The organism is Bradyrhizobium sp. 23, assembly GCF_023073295.1.
Taxonomy (GTDB): Bacteria; Pseudomonadota; Alphaproteobacteria; order Rhizobiales; family Xanthobacteraceae; genus Bradyrhizobium; species Bradyrhizobium canariense_D.
In genome coordinates this window covers 1-24,065 of sequence record NZ_JADPJF010000009.1, presented here as the reverse complement: position 1 = coordinate 24,065, position 24,065 = coordinate 1, and the positions used below count along the sequence as shown (strand labels likewise).

20 protein-coding genes and 1 pseudogene are annotated in these 24,065 nt (G+C 63.0%); 3 read left to right on the top strand and 18 right to left on the bottom strand.

The annotated features are described in order from the left end of the window. The 17 genes and pseudogenes from IVB32_RS01200 to IVB32_RS01120 all read right to left on the bottom strand — a co-directional run. Positions 1-587: GntR family transcriptional regulator (locus tag IVB32_RS01200; RefSeq protein ID WP_247409596.1), on the bottom strand; the 587-nt coding region annotated here is incomplete at its 3' end. A 618-nt stretch (positions 588-1,205) separates the two neighbouring features. After that, positions 1,206-1,604 (bottom strand): hypothetical protein, encoded by a 399-nt coding sequence (locus IVB32_RS01195; protein WP_346348263.1) that lies wholly within the window; start codon positions 1,602-1,604, stop codon positions 1,206-1,208. 134 nt (positions 1,605-1,738) lie between these two features. Beyond that, positions 1,739-2,152, bottom strand: coding sequence for a cyclophilin-like fold protein (locus IVB32_RS01190; protein WP_247395286.1), 414 nt, complete (start codon positions 2,150-2,152; stop codon positions 1,739-1,741). A 54-nt stretch (positions 2,153-2,206) separates the two neighbouring features. Then, positions 2,207-2,962, bottom strand: coding sequence for a glucose 1-dehydrogenase (locus IVB32_RS01185; protein ID WP_247395287.1), 756 nt, complete (start codon positions 2,960-2,962; stop codon positions 2,207-2,209). Between the two features lie 155 nt (positions 2,963-3,117). After that, positions 3,118-3,513 (bottom strand): cupin domain-containing protein, encoded by a 396-nt coding sequence (locus tag IVB32_RS01180; protein WP_247395304.1) that lies wholly within the window; start codon positions 3,511-3,513, stop codon positions 3,118-3,120. Positions 3,514-3,614: 101 nt separating this feature from the next. Continuing rightward, complete coding sequence (locus IVB32_RS01175) at positions 3,615-4,304, bottom strand: carboxymuconolactone decarboxylase family protein (protein ID WP_346659283.1); 690 nt, start codon at positions 4,302-4,304, stop codon at positions 3,615-3,617. A gap of 89 nt (positions 4,305-4,393) precedes the next feature. Then, positions 4,394-5,602, bottom strand: a complete 1,209-nt coding sequence (locus tag IVB32_RS01170) for an arabinose transporter (RefSeq protein WP_247395289.1) — start codon at positions 5,600-5,602, stop codon at positions 4,394-4,396. 17 nt (positions 5,603-5,619) lie between these two features. Further along, positions 5,620-6,570, bottom strand: a complete 951-nt coding sequence (locus IVB32_RS01165; protein WP_247409594.1) for a zinc-dependent alcohol dehydrogenase family protein — start codon at positions 6,568-6,570, stop codon at positions 5,620-5,622. 105 nt (positions 6,571-6,675) lie between these two features. Further along, the gene (gene paoC / locus IVB32_RS01160; protein ID WP_247409593.1) at positions 6,676-8,895 is read right to left on the bottom strand and encodes an aldehyde oxidoreductase molybdenum-binding subunit PaoC; all 2,220 of its coding nucleotides are present in this window, start codon (positions 8,893-8,895) and stop codon (positions 6,676-6,678) included. Continuing rightward, the gene (locus tag IVB32_RS01155; RefSeq protein WP_247409592.1) at positions 8,892-9,845 is read right to left on the bottom strand and encodes a xanthine dehydrogenase family protein subunit M; all 954 of its coding nucleotides are present in this window, start codon (positions 9,843-9,845) and stop codon (positions 8,892-8,894) included. The genes paoC and IVB32_RS01155 overlap by 4 nt, the downstream gene beginning before the upstream one ends. After that, positions 9,842-10,474, bottom strand: a complete 633-nt coding sequence (gene paoA, locus IVB32_RS01150) for an aldehyde dehydrogenase iron-sulfur subunit PaoA (RefSeq protein WP_247409591.1) — start codon at positions 10,472-10,474, stop codon at positions 9,842-9,844. The genes IVB32_RS01155 and paoA overlap by 4 nt, the downstream gene beginning before the upstream one ends. 125 nt (positions 10,475-10,599) lie before the next feature. Then, positions 10,600-11,835, bottom strand: coding sequence for an MFS transporter (locus IVB32_RS01145; protein WP_247409608.1), 1,236 nt, complete (start codon positions 11,833-11,835; stop codon positions 10,600-10,602). Between the two features lie 149 nt (positions 11,836-11,984). Continuing rightward, a complete protein-coding gene (locus tag IVB32_RS01140) occupies positions 11,985-12,893 on the bottom strand; it encodes a LysR family transcriptional regulator (RefSeq protein WP_247409590.1) in 909 nt (302 codons plus the stop codon). Positions 12,894-13,415: 522 nt separating this feature from the next. Then, a pseudogene (locus IVB32_RS01135) lies at positions 13,416-15,355 on the bottom strand (EAL domain-containing protein). Positions 15,356-15,359: 4 nt separating this feature from the next. Next, positions 15,360-16,505 (bottom strand): PAS-domain containing protein, encoded by a 1,146-nt coding sequence (locus tag IVB32_RS01130; RefSeq protein ID WP_247409588.1) that lies wholly within the window; start codon positions 16,503-16,505, stop codon positions 15,360-15,362. Positions 16,506-16,621: 116 nt separating this feature from the next. Beyond that, positions 16,622-17,170 (bottom strand): hypothetical protein, encoded by a 549-nt coding sequence (locus IVB32_RS01125; RefSeq protein WP_247409586.1) that lies wholly within the window; start codon positions 17,168-17,170, stop codon positions 16,622-16,624. A 280-nt stretch (positions 17,171-17,450) separates the two neighbouring features. After that, the gene (locus IVB32_RS01120; RefSeq protein ID WP_247409584.1) at positions 17,451-19,001 is read right to left on the bottom strand and encodes a winged helix-turn-helix domain-containing protein; all 1,551 of its coding nucleotides are present in this window, start codon (positions 18,999-19,001) and stop codon (positions 17,451-17,453) included. A gap of 104 nt (positions 19,002-19,105) precedes the next feature. On the opposite strand from IVB32_RS01120, the gene IVB32_RS01115 reads away from it, so the two are divergent. The 3 genes from IVB32_RS01115 to IVB32_RS01100 all read left to right on the top strand — a co-directional run bounded on the left by IVB32_RS01115 (position 19,106) and on the right by IVB32_RS01100 (position 22,506). Continuing rightward, positions 19,106-19,579, top strand: a complete 474-nt coding sequence (locus tag IVB32_RS01115; protein ID WP_247409583.1) for a cupin domain-containing protein — start codon at positions 19,106-19,108, stop codon at positions 19,577-19,579. Positions 19,580-20,278: 699 nt separating this feature from the next. After that, a complete protein-coding gene (locus IVB32_RS01105) occupies positions 20,279-22,192 on the top strand; it encodes a diguanylate cyclase (RefSeq protein ID WP_247409581.1) in 1,914 nt (637 codons plus the stop codon). Further along, on the top strand, positions 22,192-22,506 hold the full coding sequence (locus IVB32_RS01100) for a PilZ domain-containing protein (RefSeq protein WP_247409579.1): 315 nt from the start codon (positions 22,192-22,194) through the stop codon (positions 22,504-22,506). Before IVB32_RS01105 ends, IVB32_RS01100 begins: the two co-directional genes overlap by 1 nt. Before the next feature lie 166 nt (positions 22,507-22,672). Here the strand turns inward: IVB32_RS01100 and IVB32_RS01095 are convergent, their stop codons facing one another. Further along, a complete protein-coding gene (locus tag IVB32_RS01095) occupies positions 22,673-22,831 on the bottom strand; it encodes a hypothetical protein (protein WP_247409577.1) in 159 nt (52 codons plus the stop codon). Between the last annotated feature and the right edge of the window lie 1,234 nt (positions 22,832-24,065).

Genomic DNA, 24,065 nt, shown 5'->3' with positions numbered 1-24,065 from the left:
TACGTCTTCATCGACGGGAAGGCCTGCACCAGCTTGCGGCGGCTGCGATGCGAATGCGTCAGCAGACCCGCCAGCGACCCGTGCAGGACCGTCAACGTCTCCGAATGCGAGGCCACGACGATGGCGCGATGGAATTCGAAGTCGGCCATGCCGCCCGCATCGGCCTCGTCGATGGTCTCCCCGATTTTCGCCAGTGCACGCTGCAGCCGTTCGAAATCGGCAATGTTGGCGCGCTCGCAGGCGAGGCGGATCGCCTGGCATTCGATCGCGACGCGCGCCTGCATGACGTCGTCAAGCATGTCCGCCTGGTGGGCGAGGGCGAAGGTGAAGAAGTCGTTCAGTACCGAGACGTCCGGCCGGGTCACCACAGTACCGATGCGGTCGCGGATCTCGACGATGCCGAGCACCGTCAGGGCACGCAGCGCCTCGCGAACGATCGGCCGGCTAACGCCTAGCAGGGTGGCGAGCTCGCGTTCCGAAACCAGGCGGTCGCCGGGCCTGAGCGAGCCCGCGAGCAGGCGTTCGCGCAGGAAGGCAAACACCTTCTCAAACCCTTTTTCGCCTTCGGCCGCGCGCTTAAGCTCCATCCCGATCTCTTTTGGTCTGATCTTGGTCAGACCAGTAGGATGACAAGCTCACCTCGTCAACTCCTTTGATGTGGGTTATCCGTGGGACTCCGGGTTCATATGCAAAATGACCGAGCTGGAGTCGTGTAGCGCGCGGCCCCCAGGCGTGTCTTGAAACGACGCCTCCTTGCGATCGTGCCGGACGGCTGACCGCGGAGCACTGCGGAAGGCACTCATCCAGATGGCCCTTGCTCCGCGGCATCGGGGGCAAGGCGATTTGACGGCAGGCCGCATCGCGGTAACCTGGATAGCAGCGTCGTTTCACTGAAGGGACATCCGCAGGGAACGGGCCCTCCATTCAAATGCGGGGTGCTGGGCGTGGTCAGGGTCGGCGGAGCGGTCGCGGCTGCGGATAGGGCGCGGGTTCGGCTCCCGTCATCTTCTTTCCGTGCCTTGCCGGCTCTGTAATCCACCCCGTGCACAACTCGGCACCCCGATGACCGAATCGAAACGCGCCCGATCGGGTGGTATGGCCGCAAACAAGGTAACGGCGGTACGTGGGGCTGGGGGAAGCACTCGACAGTTCGGGACTATCAAGCCGCCGAGCCCTCCTGGCGGCTTCTTTCTTTGATCAGGACGCTATCGCGCTCGCTCGCGCCTCGCGCCACCGTTCGCGGCGTTTGCGCCGGCACGGTCAGCGGGCTGCCGCAGCGCAGGAATTTGCTCCGCAGCGACTATCTCAGTCGGAGCTTCCTCGACCAAAGGCGCCTGCATCGGTTCGCTCGCAGCGGGGCGGGCTTCCATGAACTCGAGCACCGCCCGTCCCTTGGCAGTGATCTGCCATCCGCTGCTGCTGCGTCCGACCAGCCCGGGAAAGATGTCGAGATCGGACACCCGTGCGGCGAGGCGCTTGGTCCGGTCCGCCCAATCGCGGCCGCTGGTCGCAAGGATGGCCATGTCGCGTTTGAGGTCCTCCATGACGGGGAAGCCATCCGGATAGCTCACCAGGATGTTGAGGACCGTCACCTGGAGGTTCACACCGCCTCGAGCTATCGGCGCCCCATGGCGGGCGTGCAGGAGAGGGCACCGCGATCAACGCGCCCAAGCCAATCCGGAGACACCTCACCTTTGAAAGCGCCGGAATCGCTATGCGGTGCCCATTGTCCCCTAGCTTACCGTTTCTCGGCCTCGACGCGAACAGCGATCGGGCCGGGACGGTCGAAAACGGAGACATCCCCCGTCACGTTCCCGAGTATCACAATCCCGGGCTGTGGGACCCTCCCTTTGCGATAATAGATCACGAAGTGATCGGGTCCCCACAGCCCTAGTGTGCCCACGTCGAAATCCCGCTGACGCGAAACCTCCGGCAGCGGCGACGGAAGACTGCCTGTCTTCTCCTGGCGCAGGTGGTCGCTCATTTGAATCGTGAACGGCAGCATGCTCACAAACGAGCGCGCCGCGTTATTGTCGGAGAGCTCGGCGGTGACATTCCCCCAGTCCGATGAAATCCGAATACGTTCTTGGGCCATGGCGGGCTCCATTGAAGAAAACGCGAGAGCGGCTGCAGCGATCTGGAAATTGCGCATAGAGATTCGTCTGTCCTGACGTTGCGAGATTATTTTGCAGTCGCCGGGGGGCACCTAAAGCGACCAACCGCCGTCGACCACTATCGAGGCCCCGGTCACGAAGCCGCCGAGGTCCGAGCACATCCATAGTACGGCCTCCGCGATCTCCTCGGGCTTTCCGAGACGGCCTACCGGTTCCAGATCGATCGCCTTCTGAATGTCGCCCTCCGTGAAGCGGTCCATCATGGGCGTCGCTATGTTGCCGGGCAAAACAGCGTTCACGCGGATGTTCTGCTTGGCATAGTCGATTGCGGCGGACTTGGTCATGCCGATGATCGCATGCTTGGAAGCGGCATAGGAGGCACCGCCCGCGACACCGCGGATGCCGGCACCCGATGAGGTATTTACGACTACGCCGCCGCCTTGCCTCAACATCTGTGCGATCTCATGCTTCATGCAGATGAAGGTGCCACGAAGGTTTATGTTGAGAACGCGGTCCCACTCCTCCAACTCGATTTCATGAAGCGGCGCCGCTTTGTTCTCAACTCCAGCGTTGTTGAATGCGCAGTCGATGCGGCCGAAGGCCTTGACTGCCTTGGCCAGCGCCGATGCGACCTCTTCAGGCTTTGAGACATCACAGGTGACCGTCAGCACGTCTCCACCGACGGCCATCACCTGCTCGGCAGTCTCCTGTAGCGCGGCCTCTCCTCTGTCCGTGATAGCAACGCGCGCGCCCTCTGCAGTGAAGGCTATAGCGGTCGCTCGGCCGATGCCGCTTGCGGCTCCAGTGATGAAAGCAGTCTTTCCTTCAAAGCGTTTTGAACCGGTCATTGCTGTCTACCTCCTGGAATTGGCTGTGTCGGGCTAGTTTGGTGGACGTAGAGTGGCTGAGAGGAAATCAAATCCCCCGTCGAACGGGATCAGCGCCCTCAAAAGCGGACTCAACCCTGGCAAGCCGGAATCCGACCGCTTCGGTCGCCGCTCGATCACTTGCGGTATTGTTCGTCCCGGACCTTCTCCATCCATTCAACATTCTTGCCGTCGAGAGATTCCTGGATGGCGATGTGCGTCATGGCGGTCGTCGCCGATGCGCCGTGCCAATGCTTCAGTCCCGGCGGAAACCACACGACATCGCCTGCGCGAATTTCCTCGACCGAACCGCCCTCGCGCTGCACCCAGCCAAGGCCGGCGGTGACGATCAGCGTCTGGCCAAGCGGGTGCGTGTGCCAAGCGGTCCGCGCCTCAGGCTCGAACGTGACATAGGCGCCGCTCACCCGGGCCGGTTCTGGCGCCTGAAATAGCGGATCGATGCGCACCGTCCCGGTGAACCAGTCCTGAGGCCCCTTTTGTGAAGGGCGGGAGCCGTTTCTCTTGATGTCGATGTCCATTTCCGTCTCCTTCTGTGTTCCAGCCGCGAACACCAGCGGGTGGTGAATGTCAGCGATGGCGACGCTGCCAACAATGAGGACGGCCCTGCGCGTGATCACGGACGCTTCTCGATGACGTCCTTGATGACCGGCGCCGCGGAAAACGCGTTGGGCCAGCCGGCGTAGAAGGCGAGATGGCCGAGCACCTCGCCGGCTTCCTCCCGCGTCAACCCGTTGTCCATGGCGCGGTTCAGATGATAGGTGATCTGCGCGACCTGACCGGTCGAGATGAGAGCGCTCACGGTGACCAGGCTTCGGTCGCGCGGAGCCAGCGCCGGCCTGAGCCACAGATCCCGGAACAGCACGTCGGTCGTGTACTGGACAAGGCTGGGCGTGATCTGCCCGAACTGCTCCGCGACGAGCGTCGTCCGCTGCTTCTCCCGCGCCTCGTCGAGCTGTAGCTGCGGCCCCGACGCCGGCGGGAGCTGATCGGGCCCGACGTTGCGGCTCTCGAAGACTGCCTTCGCCGCCGGGATCGCATCCATCGCGTTAGCCCAGCCGGTGTAGAAGGCCAAATGCGTGATTATCTCCGATATCTCCGAGGGCTTCACGCCGTTGTCGAGCGAGAGAGCTAGATAGTACGGCAGCTCCACCGTCTGATTTCGGGCGATGAGCGCCGCGACCGTGACGATGCTGCGGTCCCGAGCTGAGAGACCCGGCCGGTTCCAGAGATCGCCCTGGACAAATTTTTGCGCGTAGCCTTCGAGGGCAGGCGCAACCGCGCGGACATCTTCCGGCTTTGACATGGTCTTTGCTCCTTCGGTGGATTCCTGTCCCGCGACGGCGGAGCCGCCAGCAAACAGGCAAAATGAAACCATGGCCGCTGCGAGCATTCTCATTGCGAGGATCCTTCCAGATTTGACGGGTGCGCGATCAGCCACGAAGCGACGAGTGCCGCGCAGAGGACGGTGCCACCGCTAACGAGAAACACGAGGTTCAACCGAGCGCCGGCTGCGATCAATCCGAGAGCAGGGCTGGCGAGCCCTTGGGCAAGATCGAGAAACGCAGTGTAGGCGCCCATCGCCAGGCCGCGACTGTGTGCCGGAACGCGGCGGACCGCTTCGACGCCGAACCCGGGATAGACCAGCGAGAAGCCGAAGCCGGTCAGTGCGGCGCCAAGCAACGCCATCTCGGGCCGGGAGGACATCCAGATCAGTGCCTGCCCCGCGGCTTCGATGACCGTGCACACCAGCGCGACCTTGGCGCCGCCGAGCTTGTCGGCCACATGGCTGAAGAAGATCCGGGCCGTGATGAAGGCAACCGCATAGGCAGTGTAGGCGAGCCATCCGTTCTCCCATCCGTGGTTCGCGAACAGCAAGGCGACGAACGTGGTCACGGCTCCGAATCCCACGCTGCCCAGAGCCGAGCCGAGGCCCGGTACCCAGACGGCGCCGATCACTTCGACGAACGAGAAGCGGGCGTGGTGCGTGGGGGCAACGGCGGGAAGCCGCGCAACAAGCATCAAGGGAGCAAGAGGCGCTGCGGCGGTCGCGGCAGCGATGGCAGCGAAGCCGTACTTCGTGTACAGGGCAGAGCCAGCAGGCGCGCCGATCGCGAAGGCCGCGAACATCGCCATGCCTATCCACGCAATGACCTTGCCCGTGCTGCCGGCATCAACGAGCGCCAGCCCCCAGCTCACCGCGGCTGTGATGATGAAGCTCTCGGCGCCGCCCAGAAGTCCTCGCCCCAGCAGCAGTAACGCCACGGAGACCCGGGGAACCGGAGTAAAATAAAGCGAAACGAGGTACAGCAACCCCGACGCAGCGGCAGCGACCAGCCCAACGACCACGCCGCGCTTGGCTCCTTTGCTGTCCGAAAAGTTGCCCGCCCACGGCCGCGAGACCAGAGACGCCGCGAACTGACTGCCGGCGACCAGGCCGACCACGAACGTTCCCTGACCCAAGCCGTCATGGACGTGAAGCGGAAGGACGGGCATCGCGATGCCGATGACGAGGAAAGCGACGAAGACCACCCCCATGATCGGCAGCAGAGTAGCGGTGAGGCTCTGCGCCACGGGCGGCGTTGGGAGTGTTGTTACCGACATGCAAGGACGCCCTCCGCTCACACCGTGAGCATCGTCTTGATCGCACGCCGTTCGTCCATTGCGCGGTAGCCTTCCGCGACCTCGGCCAGAGGCAGCGTGAGATCGAACACCTTGCCAGGCTTGATCCTGCCCTTCAGAACGCGATCCATCAGATCGGGCAGGAAGCGACGGACCGGGGCGGGTCCGCCCAGCATTCGACGTTGCGCGAAGAACATCGCCTGGCCGTCGAAGGTCACGCCATGAGGTACCCCGACGTAACCGATCGAGCCGCCGGGACGCACGGAATCGATGGCTTGGGTCATGGATTCCTGCGTGCCGACGCACTCCAGAACCGAATCCGCACCGATGCCGGCCGTGAGCTCTTTCACTCGCTGGATGCCGGGTCCCCCCCGTTCTGCCACGATGTCGGTCGCCCCGAAGCCGCGTGCCAGTTCCTGGCGGCTCTTGTGCCGGCTCATGGCGATGATGCGTTCTGCCCCCATCTCCTTCGCTGCCAGCACCCCCATGAGTCCCACTGCGCCGTCGCCGACGACGGCCACCGTCGAGCCTGCTCGGACGTTGGCGGCGTCCGCGGCGTACCAGCCCGTCCCGAGAACATCGTCGGCGAGCGGCACTCGCGCGTACGGCGCCTGCGCGCCCGTCATGAATTCGCGCTGCACGCAGGAGGAGTGAAAGCCGAACTTGCAGTGCGGGCAGGTATTGTCGGACAGGCAGAACGAGCCGACGACGAACTGCCCAGGGCGGACGGTTCTGACCTCGCTGCCGATTTCGACGACGATGCCGCAGTATTCGTGACCCATGTGAGCCGGACCATCCGTCGGCTGCAATCCGCGATACGGCCACAAGTCTGACCCGCAGATGCAGGTGGCCGACAACTTTATGATGGCATCCGTCGGCTTGACGAGTTTCGGGTCGTCGACTTGTTCGCAACGGACGTCGCCCGCCCCGTACATGACTGTGGCAAGCATGACTGTTCTCCGTCAGGTTGGTGAAAGATGCTCGATGCGCAACACGAACTTGCCTTAGTGACCAGCGGTTGTGACCACCGAGACCGATGCGGACGGCAGCACAAATCAAGAAACCGCCGGCAAGCGATCCAGGTGTTTATCCAGGGTCACCGGGTATTCACGGACACGGACGCCGGTTGCGTTGTAAACTGCGTTGGCAATTGCGGCGGCAACTCCGCATATGCCGAGTTCGGCCACGCCCTTCGCCTTCATGGGCGAGACCTTGTCGTCAGCCTCGTCGAGGAAAATCACTTCCTGATGCGGTATGTCGGCATGAACCGGCACTTCATAACCGGCCAAGTCGTGGTTCACGAAGAACCCGCGCCGCTTGTCGACCGCGAGTTCCTCCATCAAGGCGGCTCCCGCGCCCATGGTCATGGCTCCGACGACCTGGCTGCGCGCGGTCAGCGGATTCAGGATTCGGCCGGCTGCGCACACCGCGAGCATGCGGCGGATCCGGATCTCGCCAGTGAAGCTATCGACGGCAGCCTCGACGAAGTGGGCACCGAAGGTCGACTGCTGGTAGCTCTTGTCGAGGCCGCCCCATTCCATCTTGTCCTCGCCGAGCAGATCTCCTTGGCGGACGGCGTCCACAAGCTTCGCAGAACGATTGCCGCTAAGCACATGCCCATCCGAGAACGTAGCGTCCGCCGAGTTGAAGCCGAGCCGCTGCGCAACGGCTTCCCGAAGCTTTACGCATGCCGCGTAAACGCCCGAAGTCGAACAGTTCGCGCCGAACTGTCCTCCGGATCCGGACGAAACAGGGAAAGAGGAATCGCCAAGCCGAACCACGACCTTGTCGAGGTCGACCCCCATCATCTCGGCGGCCGTCTGCGCGATGATCGTATAGCTGCCGGTGCCGATGTCGGTCATGTCCGTTTCGACGACAACCACCCCGTCCGTTCCCAGACGAACGCGCGCCCCCGAAGGAATCAGCAAATTGTTGCGGAACGCGGCTGCTGTGCCCATGCCCACCAGCCATTGTCCGTCCCGCACCGCGCCCGGGGACGCGTTTCGGCGCTGCCAGCCGAACCGCTCGGCGCCCTCGCGCAGGCAGCGCACCAGATTGCGCTGAGAAAACGGACGTTCCGGCTTCTCGGGGTCGACCCGGGTGTCGTTCCGCACGCGTAGCTCGACCGGGTCCAGACCAAGCTTCTCGGCCAATTCGTCCATCGCGATCTCGAGCGCCATCATGCCTGGCGCCTCGCCAGGAGCGCGCATCGCGTTCCCTTCCGGCAGATCCAAGACGGCGAGGCGCATCGCTGTCAGGCGATTGGCGCCGGCATATAGCAATCTCGTCTGATTGGTTGCCGTCTCCGGTTGACCGTCAGGAAGATCTCCGGAGCCGCTCTCGTGCGCCATGGCGACGATGCGTCCATCAGGGCCCGCCCCGATCCTGATACGCTGCCGGGTGGCGGGGCGGTGTGTGGTGTTATTGGGAATGAGCGCCCGCTGCAATGCGACTTTCACCGGACGGCCCGCGGCCTTCGCTGCCAGCGCGGCCATCACCGCATCCGAGCGCAGGAACAACTTGCCGCCGAAGCCGCCTCCTATGTACGGCGACACGAAGCGGACGTTCTCTTTGGGGATGCCGATGGTGGTCGCGAGATCCGTCCTGCCCCAGTCGATCATCTGGTTCGACGTCCACACCGTGAGCTTGTCGCCGTTCCAGGCCGCGATCGAGGCGTGAGGCTCCATCATCGAATGGCTCTGGTCGGGGGTCGTGTAGAACTCGTCCAGCTTCACCGGCGCCTGAGCAAAGGCCGGCTCGAAGTCGCCGACGCGACTTTCGGGTGGCCCCTGTTTCTCGGGACTGTTCGGGTCCTTCGCAAGGGGTGCGGCCTTCAGCGCCTCTTCGAGATCGAAGCTGCCTTCACAGGGCGTGTATTCGATCCGTAGCAGCCCGGCTGCCGCCGTCGCCTGTTCGAACGTTTCCGCGACAACCACCGCGACCGCCTGATGGTAGTGGTCGATCTCGGGACCGCCGAGCAGCTTTGCCGTGTTGAATTTTCCCTTGCCGAGCTTGCCGGCGCTCTCGGCCGTGACGATGGCGATGACGCCAGGCTCGCGCTGCGCCTCCGCCAGGTTCATGCTCTTGATGCGTCCCTTGGCGATCGCCGACCCCACGATGACACCGTAGGCCGGATTGGTCACGACGTCGTGGTGCTCATATGCGTAGGTCGCTTTCCCGGTGGTCTTCAAGGGGCCATCGATGCGGGGATGGGCGCGACCGACGACACGCAAGCGGTCGATGGGGTTGGTTTCGGCGGGTCTGTCGAACTTCATCGCTGCCTCATTTCGTTCATGGCGGCGGCCACGGTCCGCTCGACCAACGGTAATTTGAACGCGCTCGCGTTGGTGGGTTTTGCATCGGCGAGCAACCCTGCGGAGAAGGGCTTTGCACCTTTAGGAAGCTCGGCTTCGGCGGCTTCGACCCGCCACGGCTTGTGGGCGATGCCGCCGACGGCTACCCGCCCGGTCCCGTCGCGCTGCAGGATTGCAGCGACGGAGACCAGCGCGAAGGCGTAGGACGCGCGGTCGCGCACCTTCCTGTAGATGTGCGTTCCGCCGACGGGTGGCGGCAACGTCACCGCGGTGATCAGTTCACCTGGGGTGAGCGTCGTCTCGATGTGAGGGGTATCTCCGGGCAGGCGATGGAATTCTGCGATCGGAATCTTGCGCGTCTGCCCTTTGTCGTCGACCGTCTCGATCTGAGCGTCTAGGACTCTCATGGCGACGGCCATATCGGAGGGGTTGGTCGCGATACATGCTTCGCTCGATCCGATGACCGCCAGTTGTCGGCTGACGCCTTCGATCGCTGCGCAACCGGAGCCGGGGCTTCGCTTGTTGCAAGGCTGATTGGTGTCGTAGAAATAGGGGCAGCGCGTGCGCTGGAGCAGATTGCCGGCGGTCGTCGCCTTGTTGCGGAGCTGGCCCGAGGCGCCGGCGAGCAGCGCCCGGCTGAGGACACCATAGTCGCGCCTGATGCGCATGTCGGCGGCGAGCGTTGTGTTCCTGACCGACGCGCCGATCCGGATTCCGCCGCCCTCGGTATTCTCGATCTTGTCGAGACCGAGACCATTGACATCGATGAGATGACGGGGCGTCTCGATCTCGAGCTTCATCAGGTCGAGAAGATTGGTGCCGCCCGCGATGAACTTCGCACCTCTCGTTTGCTGGGCCTTTGCGGCCGCTTCTTGAGACGAAGCGGCTCGTTCATAGGTGAATTCCTTCATGTGCTGCTCCCGGCGACCTCGGCGATTGCCTCGGCGATGTTGGAGTAGGCACCGCACCGGCAGATGTTGCCGCTCATGCGTTCGCGCAACTCGGTATTCGTCAGTTCAGGTGAAGCGGTCAGGTCGCCGCTGACATGGCTCGGGATTCCCGACTTGATCTCGTCGAGCACCGCCACCGCCGAGCAGATCTGCCCGGGCGTGCAGTACCCGCACTGGTAGCCGTCGTGTTTGACGAAGGCCGCCTGCATGGGATGAAGGCGCTCCGGCTGACCCAATCCTTCGATCGTGGTGATCCTGTCGCCTTGGTGCATGACCGCAAGCGTAAGACAGGAATTGATGCGCACTCCGTTCACGATCACGGTGCACGCCCCGCATTGGCCCTGGTCGCAGCCCTTCTTTGTTCCGGTCAGACGGAGATGCTCGCGCAAGGCATCGAGAAGCGTCGTGCGGGTGTCCAGTTGAAGGCTGCACGGCTTCCCGTTCACCTCGAAGGCGACAGCGGCTTGCTGCGCTTTCCGACTCGCCGCTTGCGATTGCGCCGGTGCGCCCGGGACGACGCCGATCATGGCTGTGGCCGTACTGGCGGCGAGAAGACGCCGCCTCGAAACTTCCAGTTCGGATTTTGGCATGTCTTCACCGCTTCGTTCCTGGTGGGTTGGCCCGGGTGCGGTCGCAGGCGCGGTTCCGCTGCCGATCAATTCCCAAACTGTACGCAAGTTCTTGCGAGCGGTTCGAATGCCACGATGAATGTTTCTCATGTATGCAAAGCCGGGCGATCAACAGCGGCCTCATCCTTGGTCGATCGGCAACTTGCACGCCATGCCCAGTAGGCCAAGAGCGAAGAGGCACAAAGGATAGTGGCGCTAACGCTGAAGGTGCTTTGGTAGCCGCTGCCGTCGTAGAAGAAGCCGCCGATAGTGGCCCCCAAAGTGATCGCCAACTGGATGATGGCGACCATGAGCCCTCCGCCACGTTCGGCATCGTCGGGCAGCATCTTGCTTAGCCAGGTCCACCAGCCGACGGGCGCGGCTGTGCCGATCAACCCCCACCCGGCGAGCAGTGCCGCGACGGCCGGCACCGCCCCTCCGAACAAGATGAGTCCGGCTGCAATCAGCGCCATGAACAGCGGCATCGCGATCAGAAGACCGTAGAGCCGGGTCTTCAGGAGCAGACCGATGAAGGAGGTCCCCAGGAGACCGGCGATGCCCATGATCAGCAGCAGCGAGGAAAGCGTGGATACGCTCACGTGAGTGACCGCTTCAAGGAATGGGCGCACGTAGGTGAACAGCGCGAACTGCCCCATGAAGAAGAACGCGACTGCGATCATCCCAAGGCCGACCTTCGGCAAGCGAAGGATTCCGAACACGGAGCCCCTGCGGCTGTCGTCCGCGGCTGGCATCGAGGGGAGCGTGAGAAATTGCCAGGCCAGCGCGAGCGCGGCGAGCGGAACGACTGAAAAGAAGGCTCCGCGCCAGCCGATGTACTGACCGAGAAAGCTTCCCAACGGCGCGGCAATCGTCGTGGCCAACGCATTTCCGCCGTTGAAGATGGCCAGCGCCCGCGGGACCTGAGTTTCGGGAACGAGGCGCATTGCCGTCGCCGCTGACATCGACCAGAAGCCGCCGATGACGATCCCGATCAGGGCCCGCCCCGCCATGAAGATGGCCTCGTTCGGCGCGAGCGCCACGACCAAGCCTGACAACATCATGAGGAGCGTGAGAGACAGCAGCACGATCCGCCGGTCGATGCCGCGCGTCGCCCGCGAAATGAAGAGACTCGCAAGAACGGCGAATATGCCGGAGACTGCGATGGCCTGGCCCGCTTGACCTTCGGTAATGTGGAGGTCCGCTGCGATCGGCGTCAGGAGACTGACGGGCATGAATTCGGACGCGATCAGCGTCGCGACGCAGAGAGTGAGCGCGAAGACCGCGCCCCATGCCGGCGCTTCTCGCTGGACGGCACCGTCCTCGAAAGTGGTTTCGCTTGTCATTCTGGCCTCGGAAACAAACTGCTCCGCACCCGGTCGGCCGGGTCCGGGCGGCGATCGGCCGCCGTTCTCAGATAGTTCCGCGCGAGGCCCGACAGCAGACTGGCGCTGTCGGATGTTCCGTTGAGAAGGATTCATCGATCGGAGGGGCCTCAGAGGCCTAGCGGTCGCAATTCCCGGACGAGATCGATGAAGAGCCGGAGCGCCGCCGGAACCTGCCGTCGGCTCGAGTAGTAGATGTGGAAGCCAGGCCCGAGGGGCGCCCACTCCTCCAACACAGTGCGCAGCGTGCCGTCCCGCAGGTCCTTGCGCACCATCGGCTCGGCCACGTACATGAGCCCCGCCCCGTCTCGGACGGCGACCAATCCGATCTGCCCTTGATCAACAGTCATCCCGCCCGGAACATTGATCTCGATCTTCTCGTCGCCGCGTTCAAACTCCCAGCGATAGATGCTCTCGTCCCCGATCCTGATCTTCACGCAGCGGTGAGATTGCAGGTCACCTGGATTCACCGGAGTGCCCATGCGGTCGAGGTAGGAAGGAGCCCCGACGACGAGCCAGCGGATATCGGCGGACAGACGCTGCGCGACCATGTCCTGCGGCACTGTGCCTCCGTACCGGATACCCGCGTCGTACCCGTTTTCGATGACGTCGATCATACGGTTGTTGACCGAGAACTCGATCTCGACCTCCGGGTACCGTTCCAGGAACGTGGCCATCACGGGTCCAACGAGAAACTCGGCAGCTTCCGTCGGTACGCTCAACCGCACCCGACCCATCGGCACGTCGCGAAAGCGGTTGAGAACGTCCAGGGCGCTGCCGATCTCGTCGAAGGGCTGCGCAAGCGCTGACTGCAACGCCTCGCCCGCGGCGGTAAGCGTTACGCTGCGGCTTGTCCGGTTGAGCAGTCGAACCCCAAGGCGCTCCTCCAGGCTGCGGAGCGCGTGGCTTAGAGCGGAGGCTCCGATGCCGAGTTCGATCGCGGCGCGTCGGAAATTCCGGTGCTTGGCAATCTCCAGAAAATAGGAGAGGTCGGCGAGGTCCGAGCGACGAAGCTGCATCTCAAGCGCGTGTATCCGACGGCTGCCCGACTGCCGGGCGAGCAAGGGTCGAGGTTGGCCTATTGTCCGGCGGAGTCAACAATGCTCGGCGGCCGAGGCGCGGAATGGGACTTTCCCGGACTGACAGACGGGTGCTCACCGCAGTCCTTACAGCCCCCTATGGTCTCGCCCGCGCCGCCCACGGGCGTTCCGGCTGCCGCCCGAGATGACGTCGGTGAGGTGCTAGATCGACGGCGGGGGCCGGACAGTTATGCATCGCAAAAATGGTCGGACGGGAATGGCCCCGAACTGCCCCGACATCGCCGGACGTTGACGACCTTTTCAGCGGATCAGGTGGTACACACGGGTGGTCACAAAACTCGGCCGGGCTTTTTAGGAATCCTTGTTTTCTGCGGGTTTTGGCGCATTCTCGTCATGGGGGGAGAGATTCCCAGTCTCTTAGCCTCTCGGCGGCTCAGTTAGTGACTTGGACCAGCGCTTCGCCTGCTCAGCGAGCGGTTGCGCGCAAGCGGGCAACGTCAGCTATGAGGCCGAATGAATGAGAGATGGAACCCTCGGCTTGGATCGACTTCCGACTGCCGCATCACGTTGCGGGCGCCCGATCAGGTAGCCTTGCATCTCATCGCAGCCCTCCTCGATGAGGAGCGACATCTGGACCCTTGTTTCGATCCCTTCCGCAAGGACCGGGACGCCAAGACCGTGCGCGAGCCCGATGATCGCGCGAACGATGGCCAATGATCGCTCGCTTTGTCCTAGCGAGGCGACGAAAGACCGGTCGATCTTAATCCTGTCGAGAGGAAAAGCCTCGACATAGGACAAAGAAGAGTATCCCGTCCCGAAGTCATCGAGCGCAATCAGGATGCCGAGGCTTTTGAGCGATTGCATCGCCTTCTTGGCGCGCGAAACGTCCTCGATCAGGACGCCTTCCGTGATTTCGAGCTCCAGTCGCGAAGGCTCAAGGCCAGTTTCACGCAGTGCCATACGGACCTGTGCATCGAGGTTCTCCCTGCGGAATTGCGCGGCCGAGACATTGACGGCGATCCTGAAGGGCCGGTCCCAGAGGCGGCCTCCCGGCAGGCCTCTACCAGCACCCAGTCGTCGATCTGGGCAATCGAGCCACTCCGCTCCGCGACCGGGATGAATTCTCCGGGAGAAACGATTCCGCGATCCGGATGCCGCCAGCGGACAAGCGCCTCGTAGCCGATGATGCGGCCGTCGCGGTGTTGCTGCGGCTGATAATCAAGATAGAGTTCCCTGCGCTCGACTGCGAACCGCAGATCATGTTCAAGTGCGCGGCGCTCGCGGAGCTGCTGGTCCATCGCGCTCGTGAACACGCGGATCGCGCCCCGCCCTTCGTGCTTGGCCCGATAGAGCGCCGCATCGGCGTTCGCGAGTAGAGAGGCGATCTTGTCCGCATCTCTGGGAAACAGCGCCGCGCCGACGCAGAGATCCAGCTTGAGAGAATGACCTTCGACTTCGATCGGATCCTCGAATGCTGCCCGCATCTTGGTGGCCAGCAGTTCCGCATTCGCCGACAAAGGCACCTGGTCAGTAATTCCGATGAACTCGTCGCCGCCCACCCGTGCCACGTAGCAGCCCTGCGCCGCTTCTTGAAGACGGCGGGAGGTTTCGCGCAGCACGGCATCTCCGACCGCATGACCGAAGAGATCGTTGATCTCCTTGAAGTGGTCAAGGTCGATGCAGAGCAGGGCAAAGCCGGAGTCGGTGACTTCGGCCCGCTCAACGGCTGCCGAGAGGTGCTGATCCAAAGCAGTGCGGTTGGGCAGCTCGGTTAGAACGTCGTGGGAGGCCAGATAGCTGATCCTCTCCTGGGCGCGATTGCGTTCGGTGACGTCGAACGCCACGCAAACTTGCGCTGCGCGCCCTTCGTAATGAAGCGGACGCGACTCGATCACGACCTGGATGGCATCCCCGCACGCGGTTCTGTGCAGCTCGAACTCGGCGGTGCGATCCGATCCTTCGCACTCGAGCTGCGGCTCGCACATCAGAAGAAGGTCCTCGCGGCGGTAGCCGTAATGTCGGCACATCGCGGCGTTCGCCGCGAGCAATTGCCGCGTTGCCGCATCGACCACCCACATAGGCAGCGGATTCTCCTCAAACAGGAGACGGAACGAGGCCTCCCGACGCTTCAGGTCGGTGATATCGATCCGGACCCCGATGCTGCCTCCATCGGCGGTGCGCCGCTCCTCCACTCGGATCCAGCGATCGTCGGGCAGATGCTGTTCGTGCGAATATCTTGGCAGAGCATGGCGTGCCAAGCGTTCCGCGAGCCATTCATCCTCCCGCCCAATCGCCTCCGGATATTGCAGCCGCGCCAGTCCGACCCGCAGGATGCTTTCGAACGGTGTTCCCGCCGCCAGGGTTTCCCGGCGGGCGGCATAGAACTCCGCGTATTGCCTGTTCCAAAGGACCAGCCGATCATCCTTGTCGAATAGGGCCAAGCCTTCAGGAACGACCTCGAGCGCCTCGGTCAGATGCGTGTGAGCGGCCCGGGCGGCGGCTTCGGCCTGCTCGGCTGCCGCCTTGGCTTCGGCAAGAGCGATCTCGGTTCGGTGACGTTCCGTGATGTCCTTCGTGAGTGGCAACCCAGCCTCTGCCTTCCACGGGACGGTGCCGGATGCGCACGACACGTCCATTCGTCAATTCGAGTGTTGTATCCGAACTTTTGGCGATCACGGGCGCGCTATTGCGCCAAGCCAGATAGTCCTGCTTCGACATCTTCGGCGCGCTGCCGGCTGAATACCGAAGATCGACGATGTCGTTCAGCTTCATACCGGGCCGGACGACGTCCGGATCGAGATCGTAGATCTCTAGGTAGGTCCGATTGCAGACAATCAGGCGCTGATCCTCGTCGAAGAAGCAGAAGCCCTGGGACATGTTGTTGAGGGCCCGGTCGAACCGCTCGGCAACGGCGGTCGCGGTCTGCTCCGCGGCCCTGGCGCGCTCCCCTTCCTGGATCAGGCTGCTATGGGCCTGTATCAGTTGGACGAAGGAGCGAAAGTTCGTGTTGATCATCCGGCCGAGCAGCAGAAGCAGCAACAGCAGATTGATCCCGAGCGAGATCATGATGCCGTCCCCTGACAGGAGCAGCACAGTCGCGATCGGGGTGCCCGCAATCAACATCGTTAGCAGGGACGCCGGCGGAAAGCTTCCGAGGCAATAGGCCGTGCCGATGCAACCCATGAACACCAGCAAGGCGATCGGTGCGCGCAAGTCGGGATCTACGGCTGCGAACAGCGCCAGAATCCAGAACACAAATCCTGCGTTGAGTACCACCGCGACCGCGTGCGTTCTCCTGAGCTCACGTTTCGCCTGCTCCGGCGTGACATCGACCGCTTTCAGGCGGAGCCACTGAGTCAACCGAAGCAGGCAGAGGGCGAGGAGAGCGCCCGGCAGACCGAATCTGAGCCATGCTGATACTGTGAGCGGGAGGACCAGCGCCACACTGATGCTGTCGACCAGCAGCACGGCGTAGAGAACCGGAACCTGCTTGCGAAGAATCCGGAATTGCTCGATGACCGACGAGCGACCGAGCGGATCGGCGGTATCGCCCACGGCAAAAGCTGCACTTACTCGCGCGAACACGTCCATCGAGATTGCCCCACCCTCTTCATAAAATAGGATGGAGAGGCGAAGGACACGTAAAGGCGGTTGGTATCCTGAAGCTTAACAGCCTTACTGCAATCGTGGAGTTGCCGCAGCACCCCTCACGGGTTAGCCGGGGCGCCGAACCGCGCGCCGCGAGCCGGGCGCGTGCGCGTGCGACGGTTGTGTCCGACCAGTTTTCCTGCCGAGTCTCGATCGATGCAGCAAAGAGCATGCTCGATTAAGGCGGTCGATCGACGCATTGTATGTTGTGGCGCGACCGGCCGCACGACGAAACGCGGATACGTGGTCGCGCCTAGCCACTGCGATCTGCTGAGCGTGACACCTGCCGGATCATCCATGCTGTGCCCGCTCAAGCGCTCAATCGACCTGAAAGCGCGCGGTTTGAGCCTGATCAGACGATCGACCGCGTTCAGAACGGCCCGCTCGCCGATCAACCGCTCTTCGGCTTGCGACAGACCGATTCGTCCTTCGTCGCGTTCGGCGAATGTCTCTCCCGATTCCGCCTGTTCGGCGAAGGCAGCGACGCTCCTTTCGGTCTCGGCGATCTGCGCTTTCATCTCTTCGAGGACGCGTGGACCATCTGCCGCCATGCGCTTGATCCGGTCGATCTGTTCGGCTGTTTGAGCCTGCACTTCATCGGAGAGCAAGTGAGGGGGCAGCAGCGCGCGGCGAATTTCGTGTCCGAGATGCGGCTGGGTCTGTCGGGCCTGCGACAGTTCGCGGACGCAGGACCCAGAAGTGTGCGACTGCGGGTCCTGCGGACATCGACGGCCGCCGCTGCGCGTCTTTACTTCGGAACGCCGTCGACGACGTCGCGCACCTTCGCGGCCAAGTCGTTGAAGCCGAACGGCTTGACGATCAGCTGCGCGCCCGCCCGGAGTGCTCTTGCAGGAAGGAAAGCCGGTGGCGTCGCTGCTGACGGCGGACCTACGCAGGCAGCCCTGCCGCAATCAGGCCGTCACGGAGCTTCGAGGCGAGGGCCGGCTCGCAACGGACGCCGGCAAACTGTCGGCTAACCCGGAAATTCGGCTGCAACTCAAGCACCCGGGCCGCAGCGGCCCTCGCCTCGTCGAGCCGGCCGAGGGCGACCAGAGGTCCAATCAGAATAACGTAGTTGATGCTGTGGGCCGGGTTCGACTGAACCGCGTGGTAGGCGGCCTTAGCCGCTTGCTCCCACCGACTTTGCAAGAAATGCCCGATCGCCTGCGAACCGAACGCCGCGAACGCCCAGGGGTCGAAAGGGCTAAGCCTCAGCCCGCGCTCCCCCCACGCGATCGCCGGCTCGGCTGCTCCTGCCCAGCTATGTACAACGCTGCCAAGGATGAAGGCGAGCGCGGTCGACGGACTCAGCGTAAGCGCGGTTTCGAAGGCGGCGAAGGCTGCGGCGCGATCATGGGCATCCATTCCGAGCGAGAAGCCGGCGAAGGTGAGCGCCAGCGCATCGTCGCGGCCATGCTCCAGCGCGAGGCGGGCGTGACGCACGGACCCCAAGCGATGTTCCTCCTTGAGGCCGGCTCGGAGGAATAGATTATGGTGCGCCATGGCTGCCAGGCCGTGCGCCAGCGCGTAGACAGGCTCGAGGGCGAGGGCGCGCATCAGCAGCGGCAGTGCTGTCTCAGTGCGGTCCGGCATTCCTGAATCGACATCGGGTTGCGCGCGGAGAATGAGCTCGTAGGCATCCAGGCTTTCGGGACGCTTGCGGCGGACACGCTCGACCTCGGCCTTGCGGAGCCTTGGCTCGATGGCGCCTACCGCTGCGAGCGCGATCTCGTCCTGCAGAGCGAAGACGTCTTCGAGCGTGCGATCGTAGCGCTCCGCCCAGATCTGCACTCCGGTTGCGCTGTCGGCGAGCTGAACGTTTATGCGTACCCGATTGTCGTTCCGCCGGGCGCTGCCTTGAAGGACATAGCGCACTCCAAGACCGCGCCCGACCCGCTTCGCGTCCACCGCGACGCCGCGATACACGAAGCTGGAATTGCGCGCGATCACGACGAGCCACTTGATGCGCGACAGCCCAGTGATGATGTCATCGGCCATCCCGTCGGCGAACCAGGAGCCGTCCCCCGAATGCTCGAACGGCAGCACCGCGATCGACGGCCTTTCCGGGATGGGCAGCTCTGGAGAGTTCATCTCGCTCGCGCCCGACTCGCTCCGCATAACCGGCGGGCCCACATAGCGGTAACCACGACGCGGGAGGGTCTCGATCCAGCCGCCGCCGCCCTCGTGCTCCAGCGCGCGCCTAAGGGCGGCGATCTGGACGGTGAGGTTGCTGTCCTCGACGGCAAGGGCCGGCCAGGCCGCCTCGATCAGCGCGTTCTTTGAGACAGGAGATCCGGCACGCTCCAGAAGCACACGCAGCAGAGCTACAGCACGACGGCCAAGAAGAGCCGGCTCACCGCCCCGCAACAGCATGGCAGCCTCCCCGTCGAGCGCAAAGGGACCGAACTTGTAGAGAGCCGATGGGTTATGGTGGTCCATTTGAGGGAGATTTTGCAACAATTTCGGAGTTCTTTCACGACCTTTCGTCGGCCCGAGCGCAGTCTCAGTCCACCAGTTTGAACACCAAAACTGCGGAGGACCAGATGTCAGCAAAGGCTATCATCCGCTCGCCCGGCGAAGGCAAGAGCGTGACGCTCGCGGGCCAGCCGATGGCTTTCCTCGTGACCGGTGAGGACACGAAGCACACCTCGATGTTCGAGTGGACGATTCCTCCAGGTTTCGCCACCGGGCTGCACGTTCATCGGGTGCAGGAGGAGACGTTCTACGTCCTGGAGGGAGAATGCGACTGGCAGGTCGGGGACGAACGGGTGTGCGCCGCGGCGGGCACCTACCTGTTTCTGCCTCCGGGCGTGCCGCACAACATCGCCAACTCTACCGACAAGCCTGCGCGGGTCTTCATGACCGTATCGCCGCCCGGGCATGAACATTACTTCGCGGAGTTGGCGGAAACGGTGGCTCAGGGTGATGCGGCGGACCCGGACAAGATCGCGAGTTTGAGGGCGCGGTACGATACGGACCAGATCTCGGCGCTGAAAGGCTATGCCGTGAAGCCATGATTCAGGGGCGGCGGAGTCCTTAAGTCGTCGGAAGTCGCACGCTCTCCGCGGCGGAGGCCCTAAGCGAACTTTTCGCTTGGACCCGCGGTGGCCACGGGTGCGCGCCAGCTCCTGCCAAATCAAGGCCAGACGGAGGAGGCGTTGCCGCTCCGCCCCATTGGTCTCTACGGCGAGCTTCATCGCCCCCAGCGCCTGGCGCTCGAGGTCATAGTCGTCCTCCATCGAGAAGAAATGTAGTCATCAAGCGTGAACGATCGTCGACGGGCAACCCCGTAGCAATGCGGCTCCCGGGTTTTTGCGGGTCCTGCGCTGTCCGCGGTGCTGCGCTCCGGAGCGACCATCGAAATGCGTTCACCCGCGGCAGGCTCGCACGCAACGAAACCGAAGACACGACCTACGCTGACTTCCGCGCCCCAGCTGCCGGCTTCTTCGCCGGCTTCTTGCCGGCGATCGGCATCAGCATCTCCTTCTGGCCGGGTGCCGCCTTCCTCGCGGGCCGCGAATTTGAAGGCGGGCGAAGTGCCCGCCGCTGCCGGACGCACTACCGAAGTACCACGGCACTGCCGGATTCCGCTCGGGTTCTCAAAGGCCTGTTAGCCAAAGCCTGCATTTGCCTCAACCTCGGCCACGGTCGTTAGCAGCTTTGAAGGCAAAAATGATGATCGTCATATCGAATGCACCCGAGCAGGTGACACGGTCGTGGCATCACTACATCAGGCGATACACCGCAAGCCCCTCTTGGTGGTCGGCGCCTTCCTGGCCGTCATGATGACGAGCGTCCTCGGCCTCGTTGCCTGGAAGGCGTCGGTGGCCCGTCAGGCGACCCTGGTCCGGGCACAGGAGGATTTGGGCAATTTGGCCCGTTCGCTGGCCAGGCACGCAACCACTACCCTCAAGGCCCCTGATGTGGCCATGACCGGGTTGGCGGACTTGCTAAAGTACCAGAGCCCACTGCCTGAGCGGTTCAATGCCCACCTGGTCGCCACGACCCGCTCTCTGCCGCAGATCCGCGAGATCGGCGTTTTGGATGCGGAGGGTAATTGGCGGTACTCATCCTTCGCGCGCCTACCCGACCACAACAACTCCGACCGTACGTACTTCGTACACCATCGGGACAATCCCAGCCCCAAGATGCTGCTGAGCGGGCCGATCATCTCCAGGACTAGCGGGCAACAATCCATCATCCTGTCGAAGCGGATCAGCACTCCAACCGGGGAATTCGCAGGTGTTGTGGTCGCTGCGATCGACTGCGACTACTTCAGCAATTTCTATTCGTCCTTTGGTGTCGGCGCTCAAGGCGGCATCAGCCTCCTGTCCACCGATGGAACAATGTTCGCTCGCTCGCCGGTGGTGGAAAGCGGCCGAAAGATCGCCGACACCTCTCTGTTCCAGAAGCGCACAAATGAAAGCCCCAGCGGGTCCTACAAGATCACCTCCCCGTTCGATGGTCTCACCAAATATATCGCATACGAGCTGGACGCCGAATACGCGGTGGTCGTCACGGTGGCGCGATCAGAGGACGAGGTGCTGGCCAACTGGCGGACCGATCTCATCTCGGATGCCATCGTAGCGGCCCTGCTGGTCGCAATCATCGTCGCCATGGCGACGCTGTTGAGGAGCCAATTCAGCTTCAGGACCGGATTGGAACGGTCGCTGCGGGAGCGGGAGGCGCGTCTGCGTTTGTTGGCGGACAACATCGCCGACATCGTCATCGTGATGGACCGAAAGGGATACCTCCGCTACGTGTCGCCTTCGGTGGTGGCTGTGCTCGGGATGACCGAGAATGATTTCCTCGGCAGGTCGTGTCTCGACGTGGTCCATGACGACGACCGAGAAAAGGTCATGGCCGCGAGCCGAGAGGTGAAGCACGCGAGCGCCTCCAGCTCAGTTCGGTTTCGTATTCGGCGGGGAGATGGGACCATGGCTTGGTTGGAGGCGCACTTCAAGCTGGCCGAGCAGTCCCTCGGCGGCGAGCTGGAGATCGTCGGAACTCTTCGCGACATCACGAAGCAGAAGCGCCTCGAGGACGAGCTGTCATCAGCCAACCTTAGACTGGCGCAGCTCGCGACGACAGACGGTCTGACGCGGCTCGCGAACCGGCGCAGCTTCGATGCCTTCTTGCGGGAGGCCTACGCCAAACATGACACGCTATCGGTTCTCCTGATCGACATTGACCAGTTCAAGGGCTTCAACGACGCCCTCGGCCACCAGGCCGGGGACGGTTGCCTCCAGCGCATTGCCGAGGTGATCGGAAGCGCCACCGCGAAGACGGGAGGATTGTCGGCGCGGTATGGCGGCGAGGAGTTCGCGGTGATCCTGCCCGGCGTGAACGAAGAAAGGGCGGTGAAAGTAGCCGACGCGATACGAATGTTAGTCGCTCGTTTGCAGATCCACCATCCGCGCTCGCCACGAAAGTACGTGACCATAAGCGTGGGCGTCGCCGAAAAGCGCGACGCGACCACGGACGAGTTGGCGCTCACCCGTGACGCCGACATCGCCTTGTACCACGCAAAGGAGCAGGGCCGGGACTGCTCTGTCGCAAGCTCCCCGGTATCTTCGCGTCTGCAGATGCCGTCGCTGGTGCCCTCGTTGCCTGATCTGGAAGGGGCGTGATGAGAGCACCGGACAAGCGAGGAGCGCGGCGAGTTGCATTCGAGCGGGCTATTCCGGCGAGCATGATGGCGATCGACGGAACCTGGCAACGCGGTTGCACTTTGAAGGACGTATCTGACGGCGGAGCCAAGCTGTTGATCGAGGGCTCGGTGGAGGGCTTGCCGTTGATGGAGTTCTTCCTGGTGCTCTCGTCGACCGGCCTTGCCTATCGCCGATGCGAGCTGGCGTGGGTAAACGGCGGCGAAGTTGGCGTGACCTTCATCAGACAGGACTTCAGAGGACGAACGAAAGCCCAACCTGCTGGCACCCGCTGAACGAGCTGGATGGCGAAGAAAGCTTCCCCGGCTCACATGGGCCCAACGGCCGAAATCGCGGGACGACATCAGCAACATCGGAAACTTGATCCGCATGCCGTGCTCGAGCGGCCTCGCCGGCAGTCAAGGCGCAGACGCGGTCAGACACAGGGTGGTAGCGCTCAGCTCAGAACCATTCGCCCGGGGGGTATTTGTCGACGATCAGAACAGAGAGGGACAATAACAGGCCCAAGCCACTAAACATCGCCACCGAGAGCGCGGTGTCGATGTCGGCGACCGATTTCGCGGACGCGCGAGGCAGCAGCCATGCAATTGCAGGGCTCATGTCACTCTCCGTTGAAGACAGCCAAGATCCGACGCACACCACAACAGCAGGCGTTCGTTTCAGAATGACTTCGTGGGATTAACGAAACGACTTCTCGATGCAGCGAAAAACGTCTGTCCTTAACGCGGATCGGGCCGCGTCCTGTTCTATTGCTTGACGAAACCCGCGCGAGACCTCGCGATCTAGGGGCCGGGTCATACCAGAACGCCGGCTTCAAGGGAAATCTCCTACTTTCCGCCGCTGGCGCAGCGGGCTGTCCGCCACTTCCGGGCGTCCGGTCGTGCAGCTGATCGTCGTCGCAACTGCTGCATTTCCTGCACGGCAGCTGTCGAGGTTAGATCAGACATTGGGAAGACACGGGGCAAACGGACTCGAATGAGCCTGGGCTGGCATCGGCTCACGAGTGCTGAGGTCGATCTCCACCTTTCTCGCTCCTATCCAATCGTAAGATGCTAGGCTTTGAGTAGTCGATCAGGTTTTCCCGTCAGGGGGCACATGCAACGGCGCGAGTTCATTACGCTTTTGTGGGCATGGCGGCGACGCGGCCAGTCGCGGCACAAGCGCAGCAGCCGGCGAGACTATAGCGGATCGCCTTCGTTAGTCCGGCTTAGAACCTTGTTCACGGACGACCAAGTTGTCGAATGACGTGGCTTGTTGGCCCATCGGCGAAGTAGCGGCAGCCCTCCACGAGGTCCGCTCACCGAGGCATGGTGACTAGATTGGCTCACGTTGAGTTCTTCGCCTTTTGGACCCATTGCAGATGTTCCGGTGAAGCCTCCATCTCACAAGTAATCGAAGCTCTGTCCCGGCAGCGCGTACCCATACCCCCTGAAGCCTTCGACCGTTTCCTCCCCGGGCAGATGGATTTTCTTCAGGGCGCGTCGGATTTTGCTGCCGAACAAGCCGCGCGGGATGCCCCGCACCAGAGGCGAGCTGGTTAGAGGGTTCAGATCTTTTCGGATGCTGTGTGGCGGCTTCCCTTGTTGCACCAGGACTCTTGGACCTGCCGTGCGATGGCAAATCCGAACGTGTGTCGCGGGGATTTCTGCAATACTCAGTTCCGAAATCTTGCGAGCTGTAGTGTGCTACCCGAGCTGGAGACAACGACAAACGTATCAAAGCGAAGCCGAGAGCAAGCGCGCTGTCGAGAACTAGGGTTCAGACTCAATTGATCCAATAAGCGACGAGAGCGGCGAGGTGGACGGCGGCCAAGAAGTTTCTGGCAAGTTTGTCG

Coding starts and splice junctions, on each gene's coding strand:
- IVB32_RS01190 (WP_247395286.1), bottom strand. CDS start 2,152: ATGCGCAATTTCCAGATCGCTGCAGCCGCTCTCGCGTTTTCTTCAATG.
- IVB32_RS01185 (WP_247395287.1), bottom strand. CDS start 2,962: ATGACCGGTTCAAAACGCTTTGAAGGAAAGACTGCTTTCATCACTGGA.
- IVB32_RS01175 (WP_346659283.1), bottom strand. CDS start 4,304: ATGTCAAAGCCGGAAGATGTCCGCGCGGTTGCGCCTGCCCTCGAAGGC.
- IVB32_RS01170 (WP_247395289.1), bottom strand. CDS start 5,602: ATGTCGGTAACAACACTCCCAACGCCGCCCGTGGCGCAGAGCCTCACC.
- IVB32_RS01165 (WP_247409594.1), bottom strand. CDS start 6,570: ATGCTTGCCACAGTCATGTACGGGGCGGGCGACGTCCGTTGCGAACAA.
- paoC (WP_247409593.1), bottom strand. CDS start 8,895: ATGAAGTTCGACAGACCCGCCGAAACCAACCCCATCGACCGCTTGCGT.
- IVB32_RS01155 (WP_247409592.1), bottom strand. CDS start 9,845: ATGAAGGAATTCACCTATGAACGAGCCGCTTCGTCTCAAGAAGCGGCC.
- paoA (WP_247409591.1), bottom strand. CDS start 10,474: ATGCCAAAATCCGAACTGGAAGTTTCGAGGCGGCGTCTTCTCGCCGCC.
- IVB32_RS01145 (WP_247409608.1), bottom strand. CDS start 11,835: ATGACAAGCGAAACCACTTTCGAGGACGGTGCCGTCCAGCGAGAAGCG.
- IVB32_RS01140 (WP_247409590.1), bottom strand. CDS start 12,893: ATGCAGCTTCGTCGCTCGGACCTCGCCGACCTCTCCTATTTTCTGGAG.
- IVB32_RS01130 (WP_247409588.1), bottom strand. CDS start 16,505: ATGGACGTGTTCGCGCGAGTAAGTGCAGCTTTTGCCGTGGGCGATACC.
- IVB32_RS01120 (WP_247409584.1), bottom strand. CDS start 19,001: ATGGACCACCATAACCCATCGGCTCTCTACAAGTTCGGTCCCTTTGCG.
- IVB32_RS01115 (WP_247409583.1), top strand. CDS start 19,106: ATGTCAGCAAAGGCTATCATCCGCTCGCCCGGCGAAGGCAAGAGCGTG.
- IVB32_RS01100 (WP_247409579.1), top strand. CDS start 22,192: ATGAGAGCACCGGACAAGCGAGGAGCGCGGCGAGTTGCATTCGAGCGG.
- IVB32_RS01095 (WP_247409577.1), bottom strand. CDS start 22,831: ATGAGCCCTGCAATTGCATGGCTGCTGCCTCGCGCGTCCGCGAAATCG.